This is a genomic window from Novosphingobium sp., from assembly GCF_027531025.1.
Lineage (GTDB): Bacteria > Pseudomonadota > Alphaproteobacteria > Sphingomonadales > Sphingomonadaceae > Novosphingobium.
In genome coordinates this window covers 161,855-182,219 of sequence record NZ_JAPZQX010000006.1, presented here as the reverse complement: position 1 = coordinate 182,219, position 20,365 = coordinate 161,855, and the positions used below count along the sequence as shown (strand labels likewise).

The 20,365-nt window shown below is 68.5% G+C and carries 27 protein-coding genes; 16 read left to right on the top strand and 11 right to left on the bottom strand.

Going from position 1 to position 20,365, the window contains the following annotated elements:
• Positions 1 to 176: 176 nt before the first annotated feature.
• The gene (locus O9281_RS10610) at positions 177 to 860 is read left to right on the top strand and encodes an OmpW family outer membrane protein (RefSeq protein WP_298185448.1); all 684 of its coding nucleotides are present in this window, start codon (positions 177 to 179) and stop codon (positions 858 to 860) included.
• Positions 861 to 885: 25 nt separating this feature from the next.
• Here the strand turns inward: O9281_RS10610 and O9281_RS10605 are convergent, their stop codons facing one another.
• The 9 genes from O9281_RS10605 to O9281_RS10565 form a co-directional block, all read right to left on the bottom strand.
• Positions 886 to 1,584, bottom strand: coding sequence for a Crp/Fnr family transcriptional regulator (locus O9281_RS10605; protein WP_298185445.1), 699 nt, complete (start codon positions 1,582 to 1,584; stop codon positions 886 to 888).
• A gap of 35 nt (positions 1,585 to 1,619) precedes the next feature.
• On the bottom strand, positions 1,620 to 2,351 hold the full coding sequence (locus tag O9281_RS10600) for a sigma-70 family RNA polymerase sigma factor (RefSeq protein WP_298185443.1): 732 nt from the start codon (positions 2,349 to 2,351) through the stop codon (positions 1,620 to 1,622).
• The gene (locus O9281_RS10595; protein ID WP_298185586.1) at positions 2,348 to 4,384 is read right to left on the bottom strand and encodes a flagellar biosynthesis protein FlhA; all 2,037 of its coding nucleotides are present in this window, start codon (positions 4,382 to 4,384) and stop codon (positions 2,348 to 2,350) included. The genes O9281_RS10600 and O9281_RS10595 overlap by 4 nt, the downstream gene beginning before the upstream one ends.
• Before the next feature lie 68 nt (positions 4,385 to 4,452).
• Positions 4,453 to 5,268, bottom strand: a complete 816-nt coding sequence (locus O9281_RS10590; protein WP_298185440.1) for a lytic transglycosylase domain-containing protein — start codon at positions 5,266 to 5,268, stop codon at positions 4,453 to 4,455.
• A 56-nt stretch (positions 5,269 to 5,324) separates the two neighbouring features.
• The gene (locus O9281_RS10585; RefSeq protein WP_298185438.1) at positions 5,325 to 5,675 is read right to left on the bottom strand and encodes a flagellar protein FlgN; all 351 of its coding nucleotides are present in this window, start codon (positions 5,673 to 5,675) and stop codon (positions 5,325 to 5,327) included.
• Positions 5,672 to 5,947: a flagellar biosynthesis anti-sigma factor FlgM gene (locus tag O9281_RS10580; protein ID WP_298185436.1), complete on the bottom strand. Its 276-nt coding sequence runs from the start codon at positions 5,945 to 5,947 to the stop codon at positions 5,672 to 5,674. The genes O9281_RS10585 and O9281_RS10580 overlap by 4 nt, the downstream gene beginning before the upstream one ends.
• An 83-nt stretch (positions 5,948 to 6,030) precedes the next feature.
• Entirely contained in the window at positions 6,031 to 6,522 is a 492-nt protein-coding gene (locus O9281_RS10575) for a flagella basal body P-ring formation protein FlgA (protein WP_298185432.1), read from the bottom strand.
• Positions 6,519 to 6,905 carry a hypothetical protein gene (locus O9281_RS10570; protein WP_298185429.1) on the bottom strand — a complete coding sequence of 129 codons (387 nt, stop codon included), beginning with the start codon at positions 6,903 to 6,905 and terminating at the stop codon, positions 6,519 to 6,521. The genes O9281_RS10575 and O9281_RS10570 overlap by 4 nt, the downstream gene beginning before the upstream one ends.
• Positions 6,902 to 7,558 (bottom strand): MotA/TolQ/ExbB proton channel family protein, encoded by a 657-nt coding sequence (locus O9281_RS10565; protein WP_298185426.1) that lies wholly within the window; start codon positions 7,556 to 7,558, stop codon positions 6,902 to 6,904. Before O9281_RS10565 ends, O9281_RS10570 begins: the two co-directional genes overlap by 4 nt.
• A gap of 188 nt (positions 7,559 to 7,746) precedes the next feature.
• Here O9281_RS10565 and flgB point away from each other — a divergent pair, with 188 nt between their 5' ends.
• Genes flgB through O9281_RS10500 form a run of 13 tightly spaced genes read left to right on the top strand, consistent with a single transcriptional unit; the run spans position 7,747 to position 17,339 of the window.
• A complete protein-coding gene (gene flgB, locus O9281_RS10560; RefSeq protein ID WP_298185425.1) occupies positions 7,747 to 8,094 on the top strand; it encodes a flagellar basal body rod protein FlgB in 348 nt (115 codons plus the stop codon).
• Positions 8,091 to 8,501 carry a flagellar basal body rod protein FlgC gene (gene flgC / locus O9281_RS10555; RefSeq protein WP_298185422.1) on the top strand — a complete coding sequence of 137 codons (411 nt, stop codon included), beginning with the start codon at positions 8,091 to 8,093 and terminating at the stop codon, positions 8,499 to 8,501. Before flgB ends, flgC begins: the two co-directional genes overlap by 4 nt.
• Positions 8,502 to 8,520: 19 nt before the next feature.
• Positions 8,521 to 8,808: a flagellar hook capping FlgD N-terminal domain-containing protein gene (locus O9281_RS10550; protein ID WP_298185419.1), complete on the top strand. Its 288-nt coding sequence runs from the start codon at positions 8,521 to 8,523 to the stop codon at positions 8,806 to 8,808.
• Positions 8,809 to 8,813: 5 nt separating this feature from the next.
• The gene (locus O9281_RS10545; protein ID WP_298185417.1) at positions 8,814 to 9,623 is read left to right on the top strand and encodes a flagellar hook-basal body protein; all 810 of its coding nucleotides are present in this window, start codon (positions 8,814 to 8,816) and stop codon (positions 9,621 to 9,623) included.
• Between the two features lie 38 nt (positions 9,624 to 9,661).
• Positions 9,662 to 10,402: a flagellar basal body rod protein FlgF gene (locus O9281_RS10540; protein ID WP_298185414.1), complete on the top strand. Its 741-nt coding sequence runs from the start codon at positions 9,662 to 9,664 to the stop codon at positions 10,400 to 10,402.
• A gap of 40 nt (positions 10,403 to 10,442) precedes the next feature.
• On the top strand, positions 10,443 to 11,231 hold the full coding sequence (flgG, locus tag O9281_RS10535) for a flagellar basal-body rod protein FlgG (RefSeq protein ID WP_298185411.1): 789 nt from the start codon (positions 10,443 to 10,445) through the stop codon (positions 11,229 to 11,231).
• An 8-nt stretch (positions 11,232 to 11,239) separates the two neighbouring features.
• A complete protein-coding gene (locus O9281_RS10530) occupies positions 11,240 to 11,890 on the top strand; it encodes a flagellar basal body L-ring protein FlgH (RefSeq protein WP_298185409.1) in 651 nt (216 codons plus the stop codon).
• Positions 11,891 to 11,901: 11 nt separating this feature from the next.
• Positions 11,902 to 13,002: a flagellar basal body P-ring protein FlgI gene (locus O9281_RS10525; RefSeq protein WP_298185407.1), complete on the top strand. Its 1,101-nt coding sequence runs from the start codon at positions 11,902 to 11,904 to the stop codon at positions 13,000 to 13,002.
• Positions 12,999 to 13,313, top strand: coding sequence for a rod-binding protein (locus O9281_RS10520; RefSeq protein WP_298185404.1), 315 nt, complete (start codon positions 12,999 to 13,001; stop codon positions 13,311 to 13,313). Before O9281_RS10525 ends, O9281_RS10520 begins: the two co-directional genes overlap by 4 nt.
• 3 nt (positions 13,314 to 13,316) lie before the next feature.
• A complete protein-coding gene (gene flgK / locus O9281_RS10515) occupies positions 13,317 to 14,654 on the top strand; it encodes a flagellar hook-associated protein FlgK (RefSeq protein WP_298185402.1) in 1,338 nt (445 codons plus the stop codon).
• Positions 14,655 to 14,674: 20 nt separating this feature from the next.
• Entirely contained in the window at positions 14,675 to 15,589 is a 915-nt protein-coding gene (locus O9281_RS10510; RefSeq protein WP_298185399.1) for a flagellar biosynthesis protein FlgL, read from the top strand.
• A 28-nt stretch (positions 15,590 to 15,617) separates the two neighbouring features.
• Positions 15,618 to 16,481, top strand: coding sequence for a flagellar motor stator protein MotA (gene motA, locus O9281_RS10505; protein WP_298185397.1), 864 nt, complete (start codon positions 15,618 to 15,620; stop codon positions 16,479 to 16,481).
• A 3-nt stretch (positions 16,482 to 16,484) separates the two neighbouring features.
• Positions 16,485 to 17,339, top strand: a complete 855-nt coding sequence (locus tag O9281_RS10500) for a flagellar motor protein MotB (protein ID WP_298185394.1) — start codon at positions 16,485 to 16,487, stop codon at positions 17,337 to 17,339.
• Here the strand turns inward: O9281_RS10500 and O9281_RS10495 are convergent.
• Positions 17,336 to 17,845 carry a hypothetical protein gene (locus O9281_RS10495; protein ID WP_298185392.1) on the bottom strand — a complete coding sequence of 170 codons (510 nt, stop codon included), beginning with the start codon at positions 17,843 to 17,845 and terminating at the stop codon, positions 17,336 to 17,338. The genes O9281_RS10500 and O9281_RS10495 overlap by 4 nt on opposite strands.
• A gap of 117 nt (positions 17,846 to 17,962) precedes the next feature.
• Here O9281_RS10495 and O9281_RS10490 point away from each other — a divergent pair, with 117 nt between their 5' ends.
• Together O9281_RS10490 and O9281_RS10485 are read left to right on the top strand one after the other, a co-directional pair.
• On the top strand, positions 17,963 to 18,661 hold the full coding sequence (locus tag O9281_RS10490) for a DJ-1/PfpI family protein (protein WP_298185389.1): 699 nt from the start codon (positions 17,963 to 17,965) through the stop codon (positions 18,659 to 18,661).
• Positions 18,662 to 18,686: 25 nt separating this feature from the next.
• Positions 18,687 to 19,361, top strand: coding sequence for a nitroreductase (locus O9281_RS10485; RefSeq protein WP_298185386.1), 675 nt, complete (start codon positions 18,687 to 18,689; stop codon positions 19,359 to 19,361).
• A 93-nt stretch (positions 19,362 to 19,454) separates the two neighbouring features.
• Here the strand turns inward: O9281_RS10485 and O9281_RS10480 are convergent, their stop codons facing one another.
• Positions 19,455 to 20,282, bottom strand: a complete 828-nt coding sequence (locus O9281_RS10480) for a flagellin (RefSeq protein WP_298185383.1) — start codon at positions 20,280 to 20,282, stop codon at positions 19,455 to 19,457.
• Positions 20,283 to 20,365: the final 83 nt, after the last annotated feature.

Genomic DNA, 20,365 nt, shown 5'->3' with positions numbered 1-20,365 from the left:
CGCAATGCAGCATTGACCCGGATCAAATTTCCCGCGGCAGTGCGAAAATGCCTGTGGGCAATCCGAAAATTGCGCAGGATCAATGTCCGCCGGTCTGTCTGGCGGCATTTGCCCGTCCTGCGCCGTAAACAACCTGGGCTGCACAGGGCAGCTGCTGCGGCGCCGGATGAGGGATTATGAAAAAGCTGATTGTCTCTGCCCTGCTGGGCGCCACCGCCATGATCGCTGCCACCCCGGCACATGCCGGCGACAGCGAAGGCAAGCTTCAGGTCAAGCTGCTGGCCACCGGCGTTCTGCCCGATGGCAAGATCACCAAGGTCACGGTCGATCCGGGCCTGCCGGTTGGCACCGACACCAAGGCCAATGACAATTGGGTGCCGACCCTGGCGATCGAATACTTCCTTTCGCCCCAGGTTTCGGTCGAAACGATTTGCTGCCTGACCCAGCACGATGTCGATGCGGTTTCTCCGGCGGCGCTGGCCGGCGGTGAGCTGGTGGCCGATGCCAAGATTCTTCCTGCCACGGTGACGCTGAAGTACCACTTCACCAAGTCCGGGGTGCGGCCTTATGTCGGGGTGGGACCGACCTGGTTCCTGTTCATCGACGAAAAGCCAGGTGCAGCGGCCGTGACGCTGCTTGGCGCAACCCGGCAAAAGCTCGACAACCGGGTTGGCGCAGTCCTGCAGGCCGGGGTCGATATCCCGGTCAACGATCGCGGCCTAGGCATCAGCTTCGATGCCAAGCGCTATTTCCTGAGCACCACCGCCCACTGGTACAATGGGGCGGGAACGGAGGTCTTGTCGACCCGCCACAAGCTTGACCCGTGGGTCATCAGCAGCGGTGTTTCCTATCGCTTCTGAGGCCCGAGGGAGGTCGGGGCTGGTCCTATCCGGCCTCGATCACCAGGCCTTCGCGATCGACGATGGCCACTTCGCGGCGCGAGGGCAGGTCGATCAGGCCTTCGGACTTGAGCCGGGTGAACTGGCGGCTGACGGTTTCGATCGTCAGCCCCAGCACATCGGCCACCTGCTGGCGCGAGAACGGCAGGGTAAAGCGGGCCAGCGGATGATCGTGCGTGCCCTGGCAGCCCTGCTCAACCAGCCGTTCGGACATTTCGAGCAGGAAGCTTGCCACCCGCTCCCCGGCTGACTTGCGACCCAGGAGCAGCATCCAGCGCCGCGTCCGATCGAGTTCGCCAAGGGTGCGCTGCAGCAGCTTGTGTTCCAGCGCCGGATGTTCGCGGGCAAAGGCATCGAAATCGCGCCGCGTGAACACGCAGACCTGCGCTTCGGTCAATGCGGTCACACCGTGGCCCGTGGTCGAGCCAAACGGGCGGCCAATGAAATCCGATGGATAGACCACTCCGACGATCTGCTCGCGCCCGTCCTCGGTCCCGGTCGAGAGCTTGAGCACGCCATCGATGACATTGGCGACGAGGATCGAATCCTCCCCTTCCCACATCAGCGATTCACCCGGTGACAGGCTGCGGCGACGGCTGATCGAATTGAGCGCCGCCAGTTCCCCCGCATCAAGCGCCGAACAGATCGCCCGGTTCCGGACAACACAGGTATCGCAAGCGGTCATGGCACCATATTGCCGATCACCACTCTGGCTTGCAACTAAGCAATGTCCGCAAAGTCGGCGAGTTGCGCCCGCAACCGGTCCAGCGCCTGCGCCTTGAGCTGGTGAACCCGCGGCACCGAGACATCGAGCGTGGCCGCGATCTCCGCAAGGTTCAGTTCTTCCACGAAATAAAGCTGCATGACCAGCGCCAGTCGCTCCGGCAGAGCGGCAATCGCCCCAGCCACCGCCTCGCGCAGTTCCGCTCCGGCCAGCAGGTCGAGACTGTCCGGCATCGGATCGGCAAAGGCCGGATCGTGGTCGGAATAAGCCTCGTCGATCGATTCCAGCTGGGGCTGGCGGGCCTCGCCGCGCAGCATGGCCAGTTCGCCGGGCGCGATCCCGAGCGCCGCGGCCAGTTCGGCCTCGCTCGGCGGGCGCCCAAGCTCGCCGGTCAGCCGCCGCTCCTCGGCGGCGATCCGGCGGGCCCGCTCCATCCCGCCGCGCGACAGCGGCACGGCGCGGCGGATCAGGTCCACCATGGCCCCGTGCACCCGCAGCTTGGCATAGGCGGCAAAGCCATCCTCGCCCGGCCCCGTGTGGCGCTGGGCGGCCTCGGTCAGCGCGAGCAGCCCGGCCTGCATCAGGTCCTCCAGCTCGATCCCCCGGCGCCCCCCGCCATGCAGGTGCCAGGCCTGGCGCCGGACCATGGGCAGGAACCGGCGAACCCGGTCGGCGGTCGCATCGCGATAGGCCTCGGCGGCGACAATGGACTTGTGATCGTGGATCATGCGGCAAGCACCTCGACGTGATCGGAAAGGGCAGGTGGCGCGCCGATTACCGCCACCACCTCGATCGGCTGGCTGGCGGGCAATTCGGCAATGGACAGGACAAGCACCGAAGGCGCGCGCAGCTTCAGCAGCCCCGCCAGCGGTCGCCGCGCGCGGGGCTGGACCACCAGCGCCAGCGGCGCGGCATTGGCACCGCGATCGGCCACCAGCGCAGCGACATGATCGCCGATGTTGCGGGCCAGGTCCGGCTCGACCATCGGTTGGCCGGTCGCGGGGTCGGTCAGCCCCTGGACAATTGCCCCTTCGAGCTGGGCATCGAGCGTCAGCACTGGCAAGCGCTCGCCGGGCGCGCAGATCCGCCCGACGATCAGCCCGCCCAGATCGGCCCGGACCAGATCGACCAGCCGCTCGTGATCGGGGGCCACCTGCACCGCATCGGCGAGGCTCGAGAGGATCGGCAGCGGGTGACCGATGGGAATGCCATCGTCCAGCAGGGCGCGCAGCACGCGGGTCAGCGCGGCAAGGCTCAGCGGCTGGGGGTGGATCGCCTCGACCAGTCCGGCGTTGTATTCCTTGATGGCATCGATGATCGCGCGGACCTGGTCGGGGCCCAGCAGCTCTCCGGGCCGCGCCCCCAGCAACTGGTTGAGCTGGGTGGCAATCACCGTGCTGGCGTCGACCGTCAGGAAGCCTTCGGCAATCGCAAGGTCGCGCTGGACCGGCACGATCCACCGGGCCGGACAGCCGAAGCTGGGATCGCGGGTCTCCTCGCCAGCGAGCGTGTAGCCTTCGCGGACATCGCCAACATCGATCGCCAGAATCCGGTCGGGCCGGATCGATCCTCCGCCCAGCGGCACCCCGCCCAGCAGGATGCGATAGTCCTGCGGAGCCAGGTCGAGGCTGTCACGCACGCGAAACTGCGGCACGACGAAGCCGAAGGCCTGGCTCAACTGCTTGCGCACGCCGGTGATCCGGCCAACCAGCGGCGCGCCGCGCCCCTCGTCGACCAGCTGCACCAGGCCATAGCCGAGCTCGATCGTGACCAGCGTGTGGTCCGACACTTCGCCCAGCGCGATGCGGCCCGGATCGGCCGGGGCTTCGACCACCGGCACGGGCCTGCCAGCCAGTGCCGCGCGGCGCGACAACGCACGCCACAAGGCCAGCGCGGCGACGGCAGCGGGCAGGAAGATGGTCTGCGGCATGGCCGGGATCAGGCCAATGGCGGCCAGGATCAGCGCCACCGGCAGCCAGGTGCGTGGTTCGGCCAGCTGGCCGCCGATCTGGCCGGACAGGTCGCTGCCCTGGCCATCGCGATCATCGGCCACGCGGGTCACGATCACGGCGGCGGCGATCGACAGCAGCAGCGCGGGCACCTGCGCCACCAGCGCATCGCCCACCGCCAGGGTGATGTAGACCTTGGCCGCCTCGCCCGCGCTCATGCCGTGGCTGATCATGCCCAGGGCAAAGCCGGCGATGATGTTGACCGCCAGGATCAGCAGGGCAGCGATCGCATCGCCCTTCACGAACTTGCTGGAGCCATCCATCGCGCCATAGAAATCGGCCTCGGTCGCCACTTCCTTGCGCCGCGCCTTGGCCTCGTCGGCGGTCAGGATCCCGGCGGCAAGGTCGGCGTCGATCGCCATCTGCTTGCCGGGCAGGGCATCAAGGGTGAAGCGGGCGGAGACTTCCGAGACGCGGCCCGCGCCCTTGGTGATCACCACCATGTTGATGATCACCAGGATCAGGAAGACGAACAGCCCGACCGCGAAATTGCCGCCGACCAGGAAGGCGCCGAAGGCCTCGATCACATGGCCTGCTGCCGCCTCGCCCTCGTGCCCGTGGACCAGCACGACGCGGGTCGAAGCGACGTTGAGCGCCAGGCGCAGCAGGGTTGCGAACAGCAGGACTGATGGGAAGGACGAGAAATCGAGCGGCTTCGCGGCGTTCATCGCCGCCATCAGCACCGCCACCGACAGCGCGATGTTGAGCACGAAGAACACGTCGAGCAGCAGCGCCGGAACCGGCACCACCATCAGGCAGATCAGCGTCAGGATGCCGACCGGCAGGGCGACCGTGGCCAGCTTGGGGCGCGCCAGGTCGATCACAGGCCCAGAGCCATCAACTGGCCATAGGCGGCGCGGACATGGGCCGGGGCATCATTGCCGCTCGCGCCAAGGCCGAAGGTGCCAGCCAGGGTTGCCGCCATCGACGGGCGCTGGTTGGTCGGCACGGCAGGCGCGGACAGGCCACTGCCGGAAGGGGCCGGATAGGCCGCCCATTGCGGCGCGGCGGGCAGTTCTCCACCCATCGCCCGCTCCACCTTGCCGCGCAGCAGGCCCATCACCTCGCCGACCGAGCGCGGCTGGTTATCGGCATAGAAGATCGTGCGGTTGGCGGCCGCCGCTTCGGGAAGCAGTCCGGCCGCGCTCTGGCCCGGGTCCACGGACAGCGCGGTCAGGAACCGGGTCGCCCCGGCCGAGCCGAGGAAATGGGCCAGGTAAAGCTCGGCCGCATCGGGCTCGCGGCCCAGCACTGGCAGCAGCGCGGCACGGTTGTCATTGGCCAGTTCGGCCGCCATGCGGGCGGACAGATCGGGATCGAACCGCATCGCCAGCACTTGCTGGCGCAGGGCGGGATCATCGATCCGGCCGCGATCGATCGCGGTGCTGGCCCAGTCGAGGCCATGATTGGCGCCATGCCGGTCAAGCGTTTGCAGCCAGGTACCGCGGGTGAACTGGTAGAGGCCCGCTGCGCTCGAAGTCTCAGCGCGCGCTGCGGGGTCAAGGCTCGATTCCAGCTTCGCCTGGGCCAGCAGGTAATTGAAATCGACCCCGGTCGCCCGCGCGGCCCGGGCAATCGCGCCCTGAACATCAGGACGCGCTGGCGCGGCGGCGGCAATGACATTGGGCTGGCTCACGCCAAACCTCCCCTTCAGGCAAGTGCTGGGGGTGGTTCAGCAAGGGGCGTGCCAATTCAGCTGGTCGGCATCCTGTAGGCATGGGCAGCGGTGCCCGGACGATAGAGCGCCGGGCTGCCCGCCAGCACTTCCAGCCGGGCCGCGACATTGGCGGCCAGCAGGTTGCGAACCTGGCGGTTTACCTCGTTTATGCGCTTGGCCGCGTCGAGCAGCCCACGGCATTCCTCGTCCAGCGCGAAGTCGCTGCCAAACGGCCCGGCGGCGTCGATCCGGCCGCACAGTGCGCGCTTGTCGTTCGCACAGCCCAGGATCGCATCCAGGTCCAGCCCGGCAAGCGCCTGCCGCTCGGCCTGCAGGACGGCAACCATCTGCCGCAGATTGTCGCGCAGGTCTTCGCTGGCGGTCATTGTTCAATCCTCAAAAGCAGGCCGCTGGCGATCAGTGCATCGGCAACGCGCATCGGAATGACGGGATAACGGCCCTGTTCGAGCGCCTTGCGGATCTCGCTGACCCGCTCGTGGTCGATCGGCGCAGTGCCGGGATCGGCCGCACCGCTCAGTTCGACTGCCGGGCCGGCTGGCGCACCCTGGGCAGGCCCGGCGCGACGCTCGGCACCCGGCCGGGGGGTACGCGGATCGAGCGCGGCGGCGCGGATCGGGTTAAGATCGATCGAAGGCATGATCGGCTCCTGGCTTGGTCATCGGCAGTCAGAACGGCAGATCATCGGGCTCATTAAGGGTGCGGCGGCAATTTTTTGCCGGGTCACGGCAATTCGACGCCGACCACACCGGGGCGCAGCACCCGGCCGCGCAGGACCGGGGCCTTGGGAGCCAGCCCGCGAACCTTGATCCAGGTGCCGCCCGCGCCGCCTTCAAGCGCCTCGCCGGGTTGCGACAGGGCGAAGCCATCGCCCGCAACGACAATGCTTACCGCGTCGCCCCGCTGGACCAGCGGCGGCTGCGCCAGACCGGCACCATTGCCCATGACCGGCACATAGAGCGTCCAGCCGCCCGCGACCGGACAGCGCAGTTGCACCGCCTCGCGCCGCGTGCCGTGCCAGCTCAGCAGCGGCTCTGCCGGGCAGCGGGCCAGCCGCAGCCGGCGGTCGAGCGGCGCGGCGGCCCCACCGGGCTGGCCGATTGGCAGACCGGTGAACGTGGCCACGGCCCGGTCGAGCGCAGCCAGATCGACTGGCGCATTGGCCAGGGCGGGTGCGGCCAGCAGGGCCAGCGCAAGGGGAACAAGGGCTTTCATGGTTGGTCCTCCACCTGGGGGGCAGTGTCGTAAGTCAGGGTCGCCTGCGGCTGGAACGGCAGGCCGGGCTCAAGGATCACCCGCACCGGCCGGTCGATCCCGGCGATCAGCGCGGCGGCTGCGGACGCGGCGGCCGGATCGGCCAGTACGGTCAGCCGCTGGCGCGGATCGGCGGGCTGGTCCGCCAGCCATTGCCCCAGGTCCGGGCCACCCGGCGCAGCGCTCCATACGGCCACTGGTTCGGCGGTTGTCGGCAACGCCGCGATTGTCGGCGGGTTGGCCGCAGCCGGGGCTTGCTGCACCGCCGCCGCCATGACCATGAACAGGATCAGCGACAGGTCGGCGAGCACGGTCTGCCAGCCGCTGCCGGCGCGGGCCATCATGCCGCCCGCCCGCGCCCGGCGGCGCGCAGCTCGTCACAGGCCGGGCCGACCTGCGTTGCCAGCCAGTCGATCAGCTGCTGGCGCTGGCTCTCCTCGGCCTGGGCGGCGCGCTCCACCATCCGGGCCAGCGGAGCGAGCAGGAGGTTGGCGGCCAGCAGGCCATAAAGCGTGGTGGTGACCGCCATCGCGATCGCCCCGGTGATGCCGTCTTGCGCCAGCCCCGTCGTCGACAGCTGACTAAGCGAAACAAGCGTTCCCGCGAGGCCGAAGACCGGCGCCAGTTCTGCCGCCTGGGCCAGGGTCCGCACCGCGCGCTCGCTTTCGGCCAGCCGCCGGGCGCGGTGAGCGCGATGGGCCGCCAGCAGCGCCGGGACCGAGCGCCGCGCGATCAGTCGATCGGCCACCTCGTCGAATTCGGCATCGCCCGAATGATGCGGCACGGCCCGCAGCAAGCCGTCGCGGTGGATTTCCTGGACCTGCTGCGCCAGCTCGGCCCGGGTCCGTTCGAGATCGAAGTGGCGGCGGCCAAGCTGGGCAAGCTTGGCCAGGGTGACCTGGCAATCCCGCCAGCCGCTGCGCAGCACCGTGGCGAACAGCGTGCCCCCGCCCACGATCAGCGCGGAAGGTCCATCGATCAGCGTCGCGAAGTCCATCGGGCAAGCTCCTTTGCCTGCGAAGGACGGTTGCCGCCCGGCGCACTTTACCCGGTGGCGGCAGATTGCCGGATGGCGGCAAGACCTTGCCGGTTGCCGGGGTCGCGACCCACGCAAATCGGGCATTTCGGCATTTGGCACGGTGCTTGCGAAAAGGCGGGCACGCATTCGTTGCAAAGGACTCGCACATGACTTCGGGCCTGTTCGGAATTCACGCCACCGCCCTGGAGCTGCGCTCGCAGCGCCTGGCGATGATCACCAGCAACATCGCCAATGCGGCGACCCCCGGCTACAAGGCGCGCGACCTCGATTTCGCCGCCGCGCTCAAGGCCAGCAATGAAGGGCTGGGCACCGATGGCGCGGTCAGCCAGGCGACGCGCTACCGCGTGCCGGTCATGCCCAGCCTTGATGGCAACACGGTCGAGATGGCGACCGAGCAGACCGCCTTTGCCGAGAACGCCGTGGCTTACCAGGCCACGCTGGGCTTCCTGCGCGGGCGGATCGAAACGCTGACCCGCGCGCTGAAGGGCGAATGACCATGGCCCAGCCGCTGACCCTGTTCGGTGCCGCCCAGCGTGCCATGTCGGCCCAGCTGGTGCGGATGAACGCCGCCGCCTCGAACCTGGCCAATGCCGGGACCGTGACCGGCAGCGAGGCCGAGGCCTATCGCCCGATCCGCACCGTTTTCGCCGCCGAGCTCGACAATGCCTCGGGCCTCAGCACCGTGCGCGTGGGTGGCATGCTGCGGGAAAACGCCGCGCCGGTGAAGAGCTACCAGCCCGATCACCCGCTGGCCGATGCCGAGGGCAATGTCTGGACCGCGCCGGTCGATGAGAATGCCGAGATGGTCGAGATGCTCGACGCCTCGCGCCAGTATCAGAACCTGGTCGAGGCGCTGTCCACCGCCAAGCAGCTGATGCTTGAAACCCTTAGAATGAAATGATTTCTGAAAGGATCATGCCATGGTCGATGCCGTAACCGCCAGCGGGAACAAGCCGCCAGCAGCCCCACCGAAGATGCCGGCGCTGGGCCAGGCCGATTTCATCCGGCTGCTGACCACCCAGCTCAAGCAGCAGGATCCGACCGATCCGGTCGATAACAAGGAGATGATCGCGCAGATGGCGCAGTTCTCCTCGCTGTCCGGGATCGACCAGATCAATTCGACGCTGAAGGACATCGCCACCCGGCTCGACCAGGTGATTGCCGCGCAAGGTGCCCTCAACGCCGCCCCAACCGTCACTCAGGAGTAACTGCAATGTCCTTCTACACATCGCTCAACGGGCTGAAGAACGCCCAGACGGGACTGTCGGTGATCGCCAACAACCTGGCCAATGCCGAAACCACCGGGTTCAAGAAAAGCCGGGTAAACTTCTCCGACATCGTGTCGGGCACCTCGGCCTCGAACCCCAAGCTGGTCAAGGGCATCGGCTCGTCGGTCCAGTCGATCGACCAGAACTTCTCGCTGGGGCCGACCCAGCAGACCGGCGCGGCGCTGGACCTGGCGATCAATGGCGAAGGCTTCTTCACCAAGGTTTCGCCCGTGACCGGCAAGACCTTCTTCACCCGCAACGGCAACTTCAACCTGGAAGGCGGCTTCATCACCGATGGCCAGGGCAACCGCCTGCAAGTGCTGCCGGTGGATGCGGCCGGCAATGTCACCGGCACCACCCCGCAGGATGCCGCCGTGCCGGCCACCAATGCCGCCGGGGCCGAGCTTCTGTCAGTAACGGTCAAGGTCGATGGTTCGGTCGTGGCCGCCTTCGAGGACGGCACGAGCCAGTCGGTCGGCAAGATCGCCCTGGCCGGGTTTGTTGCCCCCAGCGGCCTGCTGCAGCTTGGCGGGCAGGATTGGCAGGCGACCGGCATTTCCGGCCCGCCCAGCTATGGCCAGCCCGGCGCGGCCAAGTTCGGCACGATGCTGTCGGGCAGCCTCGAGGGCTCGAACGTCGACATTGCCGAGGAAATGGTCGGGCTGATCACTGCCCAGCGCTATTTCCAGGCCAATGCCAAGGCGATCGATACCGCGACCCAGCTGTCGCAGACGATCATCAACCTGCGGAGCTAAGGCCCGACCCGCTCGTTCGGGCCAATTAGGAGACTTCCATGGACCGCCTGATCTGGACCGCGGTGACCGGCATGAACGCGGCGATGACCCGGCAACGGGTGATCGCCAGCAACATGGCCAATGCCCAGACCACCGGCTTTCGCGCCGAGGTGCTGCGCGCCAGCGCCATGACGCTGAAAGGCCCGGCCGTGGAAGCCCGCGCCATGACCATGGCGGAAGTGCGCGGCGCGATCATGACCCCGGGCACGATGGTGGCTACCGGTCGCCCGCTCGACGTGGCGATGCAGGGCGATGCGCTGCTCACGGTCCAGGCCCCGGATGGCACCGAAGCCTATACCCGGCGCGGCGACCTGTCGGTTTCGCCGGCCGGGCTGCTGGTCAATGGCGAAGGCTTTGCCGTGCTGGGCGATGGCGGGCCGATCAGCCTGCCACCGGGCACGGCGGTGACGATTGCCGAGGACGGCGCGGTCCTGACCCGCGATCCGGCCAGCCCCGATGCCCCGGCCACCCAGGTCGCCCAGCTCAAGCTTGCCAGCCCCGCCGGCAGCGAGACCGTCAAGGGGCTGGACGGCCTGTTCCGGGTCGCGGGCGGCGGAATCCTGCCCGCTGACGCCCAGGCGCGGCTGGCCATCGGCACGCTCGAACAATCGAACGTCAAGCCCAGCGAGGTGCTGGTCGAAATGGTCGAGGCCCAGCGCGCCTTCGACATGCGGACCAAACTGATCGCGACCGCCAAGGAACTCGACGAGGGCGGCGCCAGCCTGATGCGGCTGGGCTGAGCCCGGCGCGCCTGAAGCCCATTTTCACGGAGACCAACCCATGCCCTCTTCCGCCCTCCATGTCGCCCGCACCGGACTTGAAGCCCAGGATGCCCGGATGCGCGTGATCGCCAACAACCTGGCGAACATCGGCACGACCGGATTCAAGCGCGACCGCGCCAATTTCGCCACGCTGGCCTACCAGGAAAACCGCGTCGCCGGGCAGCAGAGCTCGACCGAGACGGCCTATGCCACGGGGCTCAACCTGGGCACCGGGGTCAGCCTGCAATCGACCACCAGCATCACCACGCAAGGCACCCTGTCGAACACCGGCAACCCGCTTGACCTCGCGCTGGATGGCGAAGGCTATTTCCAGGTCCAGCTGCCCGGCGGCCGACTGGCCTATACCCGGGCGGGCAATTTCACCCGTTCGGCCGAGGGCGCGCTGGTGACGGCGCAGGGTTATGCCGTGCAGCCCGCGATCGCCATCCCGGAAGGCGCCAGCGCCATCTCGATCGGCACCGACGGCACGGTTTCCGCGCTGCTGCCCGGATCGGGCGAGCCGACCGAACTGGGCCAGATCACGCTCGCCAGCTTTGCCAACCCGGCGGGCCTGCAGGCGCTGGGTGACAACTTCCTGTCCGAAACCGCTGCCAGCGGCCCGGCCCAGCTGGGCGCGGCCGGCGATGGCGGCCGCGGCCAGATCCGCCAGAACATGCTGGAAGGATCGAACGTCAACGTGGTCGAGGAGCTGGTCGACATGATCGAGACCCAGCGCGCCTACGAGATCAATTCCAAGCTCATCTCCGCTGTCGACGAGATGCTGCGCAACGCCAACCAGACGCTGTGAGGCCGCCCGTGAAACGCCTTTGCCTGCTGCTGGCGGCACTCGCCGCCCCCGCCCTCGCCAAGCCCAAGCCGGCGCCCGGTTTCGAAGCCGCGCTGCCCGCCCCGCCGCCAGCGGCAAAGGCCGCAGATGGCGCGATTTTCAACGCCAGCACTGGCTATGCCGCGCTGACCCAGGGCCACCGCGCCCGCGCGGTGGGCGATCCGGTCACCATCCTGCTGGTGGAAAGCACCACCACGGCGAAATCGGCCGGTTCGAAGACCCAGCGCGGCGGCGGGGCATCGATCACCCCGCCTACGGCGGGGCCGCTGTCATTTTTGAACCCCGATGCCCTTAAAGCTTCGAGCCAGTCGTCGTTCAAGGGCGATGGCACGGCCAGCCAGACCAGCACGCTTTCCGGCGAACTGGCGGTAACCATTGCCGAAGTGCGGCCCAACGGAACCGCGCTGGTACGCGGGGAAAAGCGCATGTTGCTGAGCCAGGGCCACGAGTGGATCCAGTTTTCGGGAATCGTGCGGCTGGCCGATCTCGATGCCGAAAGCCGGATCGTCTCGTCCCGCGTGGCCGATGCCCGGATCGAATATGCCGGCAACGGCGCGATCCAGCGGGCCAGCCGCGAAGGCTGGCTGAGCAAGTTCTTCAACTTCATTTCGCCGTTCTGAGGAGGACCGTCATGATCCGCCTCATCACCCTCATCGGTCTTGCCCTGGCCTTCGCGCTGCCTGGCCCGGCCCAGGCCGAGCGCGTGCGCGACCTTGGTGCCTTCCAGGGCGTCCGCTCGAACCAGCTGACCGGCTATGGCATTGTCGTGGGCCTTAACGGCACCGGCGATGATAGCCTGGAATATGTCACCCAGGCCATGCGCGGCGTTTCGGGCCGGGTCGGCGTGCAGCTGCCCGCCGGGGTCAACCCGGCGCTCAAGAACGCCGCTGCCGTGATGATCACCGCCGACCTGCCGCCCTTCGCCAAGCCGGGCCAGCGGATCGACGTGACCGTTTCGGCCATCGGCAAGGCCAAGTCCTTGCGCGGCGGGGCCCTGATCATGGCGCCGCTTTATGGCGCCGATGGCCAGATCTACGCCATGGCCCAGGGCAACCTGGCAGTCGGCGGTCTCGGCATTTCCGGGGCGGACGGATCGAAGCTGACCGTCAATGTGCCGACCGTTGGCCGGATCGCCGATGGCGCCAGCGTGGAACGCGCCGTGGCCACCGGGTTCGATGCCGGCGACGTGCTGCGCTGGAACCTGTTCCAGGCCGACTTCCTGACCGCCGCGCGGGTGCGCGATGCGGTCAATGCACGCTATCCCGGCGCGGCCAGCATCGAGGACGGGGTGACCCTCGCCCTGCGTTTGCCGGCCGAAGCCAATGCCCGCGCCAGCATGATGGCCGGGATCGAGATGATCGAGGTTACCCCGGCGGAAACCCCGGCGCGGGTGGTGGTCAACAGCCGCACCGGCACCGTGGTGATCAACAGCGCGGTGCGCCTGTCGCCCGCCGCGATCAGCCACGGCAAGCTGACCCTGCGGGTCGATGAAAGCCCGACCGTGGTCCAGCCCGCCCCGTTCAGCCGCGGCGTGACTGCAATCCAGGAAGACAGCATGCTCTCCGCAGAGGAAGAGGGCGGCCAGCGCGTTGCCCTCTTCCGCCCGGGCGCCTCGCTGGCCAAGGTGGTCGATGCGCTCAATCTGCTCGGCGTCAGCCCTTCGGATCTCGTTGCGATTCTCGAAGCGCTGAAGCAGGCCGGGGCGCTTAAGGCGGAGATGGTGGTGATATGACCCCGGTTTCCGCGCCCCTGCTGGCCAATGGCTCGGTGGTCACCGGTTCAGCGGCCTCCGGCCAGGGCGGCGAACGCGCCCGGCTGGCCGAAGCCGCCAAGGCCTTCGAAGCGATCTTCGTGCGCCAGATGCTGGCCAGCGCGCGGCAGGCGAGCTTCGGCGAACCGCTGCTGGGCGGGCAGGGGCTGGAAACCTTCCGCTCGATGCAGGACAGCCACTTCGCCGACCTGGCGGCCGGCACCGGCGCACTGGGCCTCGCCAAGCAGATCGAGGCCCAGCTGGCCCGCCATCTGCCCCCGGCGGGAGCCTAGACCATGGCCTCCAGCCTCATCAATATCGCCACCAGCGGGGTGCGCGCCGCGCGCGCCGGGCTGGAACTGACCGCGCAGAACATCGCCAATGCCGGGAGCGAGGGCTATGTCCGCCGCTCGGTGCGGCTGGGCGAAGTCGCAGCGGCCGGATCCTGGCGCTATCCGGGTGACCTGTCGCTTTCGGGCGTGCGGGTCGAGGGGATTGCCCGCAACGCCGACCTGTTCCGCCAGGTCGAGGTGCGCCGCACCGGCAGCGATGCCGCGCGCGCCGGGGCCGAGCTCAAGGGTCTCGAGAACATCGAGGCCGCGCTGGAGCAGGCCGCGCTGTTTCCAGCAATGACCGCCTTCGAGGCCTCGCTCGCCCGCCTGCAGGCCGATCCGGTCGATCCCGCGCTGCGCGCCGGAGCGCTGGAGAATGCGCGGACGCTGGCCCGCACCTTCAACGTGGCGGCCGGTGCACTGGGCACGGTCGGCGATGGCCTGCGGTTCGAAGCGGAAGCGGGCGTCGCCGGGTTGAACCGCGATGCGACCGAGCTGGCCCGCGTCAACCTGCAGCTGGGCCGCGCCCTGGCCGGATCGAGCGACCAGACTGCACTGCTTGACCAGCGCGACCTCTTGCTGGGCCGGATCGCCGGGCAGGCGGGGATCGCCACCACGATCAACCCCGACCAGACCGTCACCGTGCGGCTGGGCGGCAGCGCCGGGCCGCTGCTGGTGAGCGGGGTGACCGCCGCGCCGCTGGCCATGGCGACCGCCGCAGACGGAACCATTTCCTTTACCCTGGCGGGCAGCGTCGTGCCGATCGGTGCGGGCGCGCTGGCGGGCCAGGCCCAGGCGCTGGAAGCCGCGCGCGACCGGCTGGCCGGACTGAACGGGATCGCCGCCGCGCTGGCCAGCAGTGCCAATGCGGCGCAGGCTGGCGGGGTCGCGCTGAACGGCACGGTCGGCCAGCCGCTGTTCGCCGGGAGCGATGCAGCCACCCTTGCTGTCTCACTGGCCAGCGGTGCGGGCCTTGCCACCGCGCCCGCCGGAGCCGGGGTGGGCAGCCGCGACCCGGCCAACCTTGCCGCCTTGCGCCAGGCGCTGACCGGCGCGGACATTTCGGGGCAGATCGACGGGCTGATGTTCACCGCAGCCGGGGCCGTTTCCGGCCGGCGCGTCACCGCCGAGGCGCTTGAGGCGATCGCTTCGGGCGCGCGGATCGCGCTCGACCAGCAATCGGGCGTGAGCCTCGATGACGAAGCCGCCAACCTCGTCCGGTACCAGCAGGCCTTCCAGGCCAGCGGCCGGGTGATCCAGGTCGCCAGCGACCTGTTCGACACCCTGCTGGCGATCCGCTGAGCGCGAAAGGAGCACGCCCCATGACCAGTGTCAGCACCGCCGCCTTCTTTGAACGCTCGATGCGCTCGATGGCGGAGCTGCGCGCCCGCGCCGAGTCGCTGCAAGGCGCCATCGGCAGCGGCCAGCGGCTGGCGCGCGGGTCGGACGATCCGGTGGCCGCCGCCCAGCTGCGTGGCCTCGCCCGGGCCGAGCGCTTTTCGGGCGCCGATGCCGATGCGGCGGCGCGCGGCCAGGCCGACCTTGCCCTGACGGACAGCGCGCTCGGTGATTTCGCTGCCTATGTGACGCGGGTCAAGGAACTGGCGATCCAGGCCGCCAATGCCACGCTCACCCCGGCCCAGCGCGCCGGGATCGGGGTGGAGATCGCCCAGGTCCAGGGCGAGCTGCTGCGCCTTGCCAACAGCCGCGACAGCGCCGGCCACGCCCTGTTCGGGGGCGAGACTGCCGGACCAGCCTATGTCCTCGACGCCAGCGGCAGGCCCAGCTATGCCGGCACCGCCAGCGCGGGCGAGCTGCCGCTGGGCGATGGGCAAAGCGTCACGCGCGGTCTGACCGGCCCGGAATTCCTGCACTTCACCGGTCCCGCCGGGCCGACCGACCTGTTCACGCTGGTGCGCGACCTGGGCGCGGCGTTGCAGGGCGGCTCGCCCGATCCGGCGGGGGCGGCGCGCGATGCGCTGGGGCTGCTCGATCAGGGGCTGGAAGCCATCACCACCGCGCAGACCGTCGTCGGCAGCCGGATGAACTGGATCGAGCTGGTCTCCGAACGCCGCACCCAGCGCGGCGAGCAGCGCGAGGACCAGCAGAGCGCGATCGGCGGGGCAGACCCGGCCGAGATGCTGAGCGCGCTGAAGCAGACCATGGCCGTGCTCGAAGCCAGCCAGGCCAGCTTCGTGCGCCTTTCGGGCCTCAGCCTGTTTGCCATGCTGCGCTGATCCGCGCGCAGCAAAGGGAGTTTGATTCATGTACGCCGTCGTTGGCTTCGTCATCCTGATTGTCATGGTCTTCGGCGGCTTCGCGCTGACCGGCGGCGCGCTTGGCCCGGTGATGGCGGCCATGCCCCATGAAATGCTGATCATCGGCGGGGCCGCGGTCGGCGCGCTGGTAACCGGCAATTCGCTGCATGGGCTGAAGGCCATCGGCGGCGGGTTCAAGCTGGTGTTCAAGGGGCCAAGCCACACCCGCCAGGACCATATCGACGCGATCGTGCTGACCACGCGGCTGATGAAGCTGCTGCGCGCCGAAGGCCCGGTGGCGCTGGAAGCCCATGTTACCGATCCGGCCAATTCGGCGATCTTTGCTGAATACCCCCGGCTGCTGGCCAACCAGCCGCTGGTCGCGCTGATCTGCGACACGCTGACCCTGATCGTGGTCTCGTCCGGCACGCTGGAAGTGCGCGCGGTGGAGGACGTGATCGACAATGCCCTGAAGACCCACTTCCACGAGGCCCACGAGCCGCAGCACGCGCTCCAGACCCTGGCCGATGCCCTGCCCGCGCTGGGGATCGTTGCCGCCGTGCTGGGGGTGGTCAAGACCATGGGCTCGATCGACCAGCCCCCGGCCGTGCTCGGTGCGATGATCGGCTCGGCGCTGGTCGGCACCTTCCTGGGCGTGCTGCTGGCCTATGGCATGGTCGGGCCGATGGCCGGGCGGCTCAAGCAGGTGCTGGAAGCCGACGAGCAGATCTTCCACGCGGTCAAGCAGGTGATCATCGCCAGCTTGCACGGCTGGCCGCAGCCGCTGGTGGTGGAAAGCGCGCGCTCGGGCCTGGGCCAGGAGGTGCGCCCCGGACTGTCCGAGCTGCTCGACGCCCTCAGGGGCCGCTGAACCATGCCTTCGCCGCGCAAGGGCAAGGGCGACGCGCCCACCCCGATCATCGTCAAGAAGGTCACCGTGGTTGCCGCCGGGCACCACGGCGGGGCGTGGAAAGTGGCCTATGCCGATTTCGTCACGGCGATGATGGCCTTCTTCCTGCTGCTGTGGCTGCTGGGTGCAACCAACGAGAGCCAGCGCAAGGGCCTGGCTGACTACTTCACCCCCACCCTGGTCAAGCTGAAGCAGGAAAGCGCCGGATCGAACGGGATGCTGGGCGGATCCTCGATTGTCGATGCCGACAGTTACCCCAACCGGGCCGGACAGACCGGAACCAAGGGCATCACCATCCCGCGCGACGCGACCGGCGGCCCCAGGGAGGGGAGCGAACGGATCAAGCGGCTGCAGCAGCTGCAGCAACGCCTGGCCGGCAAGCTGGCCGAGGGCAAGGTGGCCCAGCGCATTGCCCGGCAGGTGCGGATGGTCGACACGACCGAGGGGATCCGGATCGACCTCGTCGACGATGCCGATTTTGCCATGTTCCAGCTGGGCACCACGGTGCTAACCAGCGATGCCGCGCAATTGCTGAAGGCGATCGGCGGCGTGATCGCACCGGAACCGGGCGCGGTTTCGATCCGCGGCCATACCGATGCCCTGCCCTGGCGCGGCGGTCAGGGCGGATCGCGGATCGGTGCGAACAACTGGGCACTGTCCGCCGGCCGGGCCGAGGCGACCCGCCAGGCCCTGCTCCGCCAGGGGATCGGCGAAGCGCGGTTCCGCAAGATCGAGGGCGTGGCCGACCGCGAGCCGCTGGTCCGCGAAAAGCCCGAGGACCCGCGCAACCGCCGGATCTCGATCCTGCTGATGCGTTAGCCAAGGCTCTCCAGATCGCGGGCCAGCCACGACTTGCGCAGGCCCTTGCCCGCTAGCAGCCGCCGGAAATCCTCGCGATTGTCGAAGTGCTGCAACTGGCGGTGGTAATAGTTGACGTATTCCAGCACGGCCAGCACCGCGCAGCCGGTCGCGGCATAGCGATCGGCCATGCCCACGGCCCAGCCCGGCACCAGCCAGCCAGCGAGCGCAGTGACGCAGCCCGCCAGGGTCAGCGCCAGCGCGGGCCCCCGCCAGGCCGCGATCCGGCGCAGCAGGGCGGGAAAGCCAGCCCCCTGCCCGCGCAATTGCCGCACCTTGCCCCGCCAGTAGAGCGCGCCGATCACCAGCAACAGCATGGTGGCCGCCATGGGCGCCAGCGTGATCCAGCCGAGCCGGGCCTGGCTGACCGCCACCACGAACAGTGGCATGATCAGCACGTTGGCCGCTTCCATCTTCCAATAGGGATCGAGCCGTTTGAGCAGGTCGGCGCGGGTCTTGCTGGCCATATCACCCTCATTTTTCAACGGAACGTACCATGGTTGCCCAGCCGCACAATGCCGCCCTTCGGACCGGTGGCGCAAGGCGGTTGCTGGACAGGCCGGACCATGCCAAGGATCGCCGCGATGCATATCGCCTTCCTGCTGTTTCCGAACGTCACCCAGCTTGACCTGACCGGCCCCGCGCAGTTCCTTTCGCGCCTGCCGGATGCAAAGGTCGACCTGGTGTGGGACAATCGCGATCCGGTGCCGACCGATGCCGGGTTCTCGATCCTGCCCACCGCTACCTTTGCCGATGTCCCGCGCGCCGATATCCTGTGCGTGCCGGGTGGGATCGAGGTAGCCAAGGTGATCGACCATGCCCCGGCGCTCGACTGGGTGCGGCAGGTGGGCGCCGAGGCGCAATGGGTGACCAGCGTCTGCACCGGCGCGCTGATCCTGGGCGCGGCGGGCCTGCTGCAGGGTTACAAGGCAACCACCCACTGGGCCTGGCACGACCTGCTGGAACTGTTCGGGGCCGAGCCGGTCCACGCCCGCCACGTGATCGATCGCAACCGCGCCACCGGCGGCGGGGTGACGGCGGGAATCGACTTTGCCCTGGCGCTGATGGCCGAGATCGCGGGCGAGGATCATGCCCGCGCAGTCCAGCTGGCGCTGGAATACGATCCAGCCCCGCCGTTCGACACCGGAGCGCCGGACAAGGCCGGAGCAGCGCTGGTCGCCACCTATCTGACGCGGGCCAACCGGCTGGCGCCAGGCCGCCGGGCCGAATTGATCGCCGCGGCCGAACGACTGGGTTTCAACGTGCCGCCCGGCATGGAATGACAACGGAAAAAAACGGGGAGAATGCATGGAATTCGATGACGTCATCATGGGCCGCCGCTCGATCCGGGGCTATCTGCAACGGCCGGTGCCCAAGGAGCTGATCGCGCAAGTGCTCCGGCTGGCCATGCGTGCGCCCAGCTCGATGAATACCCAGCCGTGGAACTTTCACGTGATCACCGGCGAGCCGCTTGACCGGATCCGCGCAGGGAACACCGAACGCAACCTGGCCGGGGTGCCGCACAGCCGCGAATTCCGCACCGGCCACCCCTTCGAAGGGGTCCACCGCGAACGCCAGATCGGGGTCGCCAAGCAATTGTTCGCCGCGCAAGGGATCGCCCGCGATGACAAGGATGCCCGGCTCGACTGGGTGCTGCGCGGGTTCCGCCAGTTCGATGCGCCGGTCTGCGTGATCATCACCTATGACAAGGAACTGGCCGACAGCGACGATACGCCCTTCGATTGCGGGGCGGTGACGACCGCGCTGGTCAATGCCGCCTGGTCGCGGGGCCTGGGCTGCGTGATCAACAGCCAGGGCATCATGCAGAGCCCGGTGGTGCGCGAACACGCCGGGATCCCGGATGATCAGGTGATCATGAAGGCCGTGGCCCTGGGCTGGCCGGATGACAGCTTCCCGGCCAATGCCGTGGTGTCCGAGCGCAAGAGCGTGGAGGAAGCGACCCGCTGGGTCGGCTTCGACTGACCGGCTCCGCGATCGACCAGCACAGAAAAAGGCCCGGCGGTTCGGGGGGAACCGCCGGGCCGCGCCTGGAAGGTCAGGCGATTTTTCCCTGGCTTAGCGCAGCAGCGACAGGACGTTCTGCTGGCTCTGGTTGGCCTGGGCGATCATCGCGGTCGAAGCCTGCGAGAGGATCTGGGCCTTGGCCATCGCGGTCGTTTCAGCCGAATAGTCGGCGTCTTCGATCCGGCTGCGGGCATCGGACAGGTTGGTGGCGTTGCTGGTCAGGTTGTTGACCACCGATTCAAGGCGGTTCTGGGCAGCACCCAGGGTGGAACGGGCCGAGTTGATATCGTCCAGTTCGCCGTCGATGGTGGTCAGCAGACCATTGGCGGCCGATGCTGTCGACACGTCGTACGAACCTGCCCCACCGCCGCTGGCGGCCAAGCCGGACAGGTCAGCCATGGTCAGGTCAACCGTATCGGCGGCGCTCGCACCGGTCTGGATCGTGACGGAGGCAACGCTGCCGTCGAACAGCTTCACGCCGTTGAATTCCGAATTGGTGATGACCTGGTCGATCTGCGCAGTCAGTTCGTCCACTTCGGTCTGCATATAGGCGCGGTCGGTAGCATCATCGTAGGTGCCCGAAGCCGACTGGACAGCCAGTTCGCGCACGCGCTGCAGCATGTTGGTCACTTCGCTCAGCGCGCCTTCGGCGGTCTGGGCCAGGGCGATACCGTCGTTCGAATTGCGGATCGCCTGGTTCATGCCGCGCACCTGGGCGGTCATGCTGGTGGCGATGGCGAGGCCCGCAGCGTCGTCCTTGGCGCTGTTGATACGCTTGCCGCTCGACAGGCGCTCCATCGCGGTGCCGAGCATCTTGTTCGCGGCGTTCGAGGCGTTGGCGGCCTTCAGCGCGCTGATGTTGGTATTGATAACGGCCATTGTGGCTACTCCCGTGATCGTCTCGACGTGATCGTCTCGATAAGCCAGCCACAAACGGACCATCCGACGCGGCTGCCAGGCCC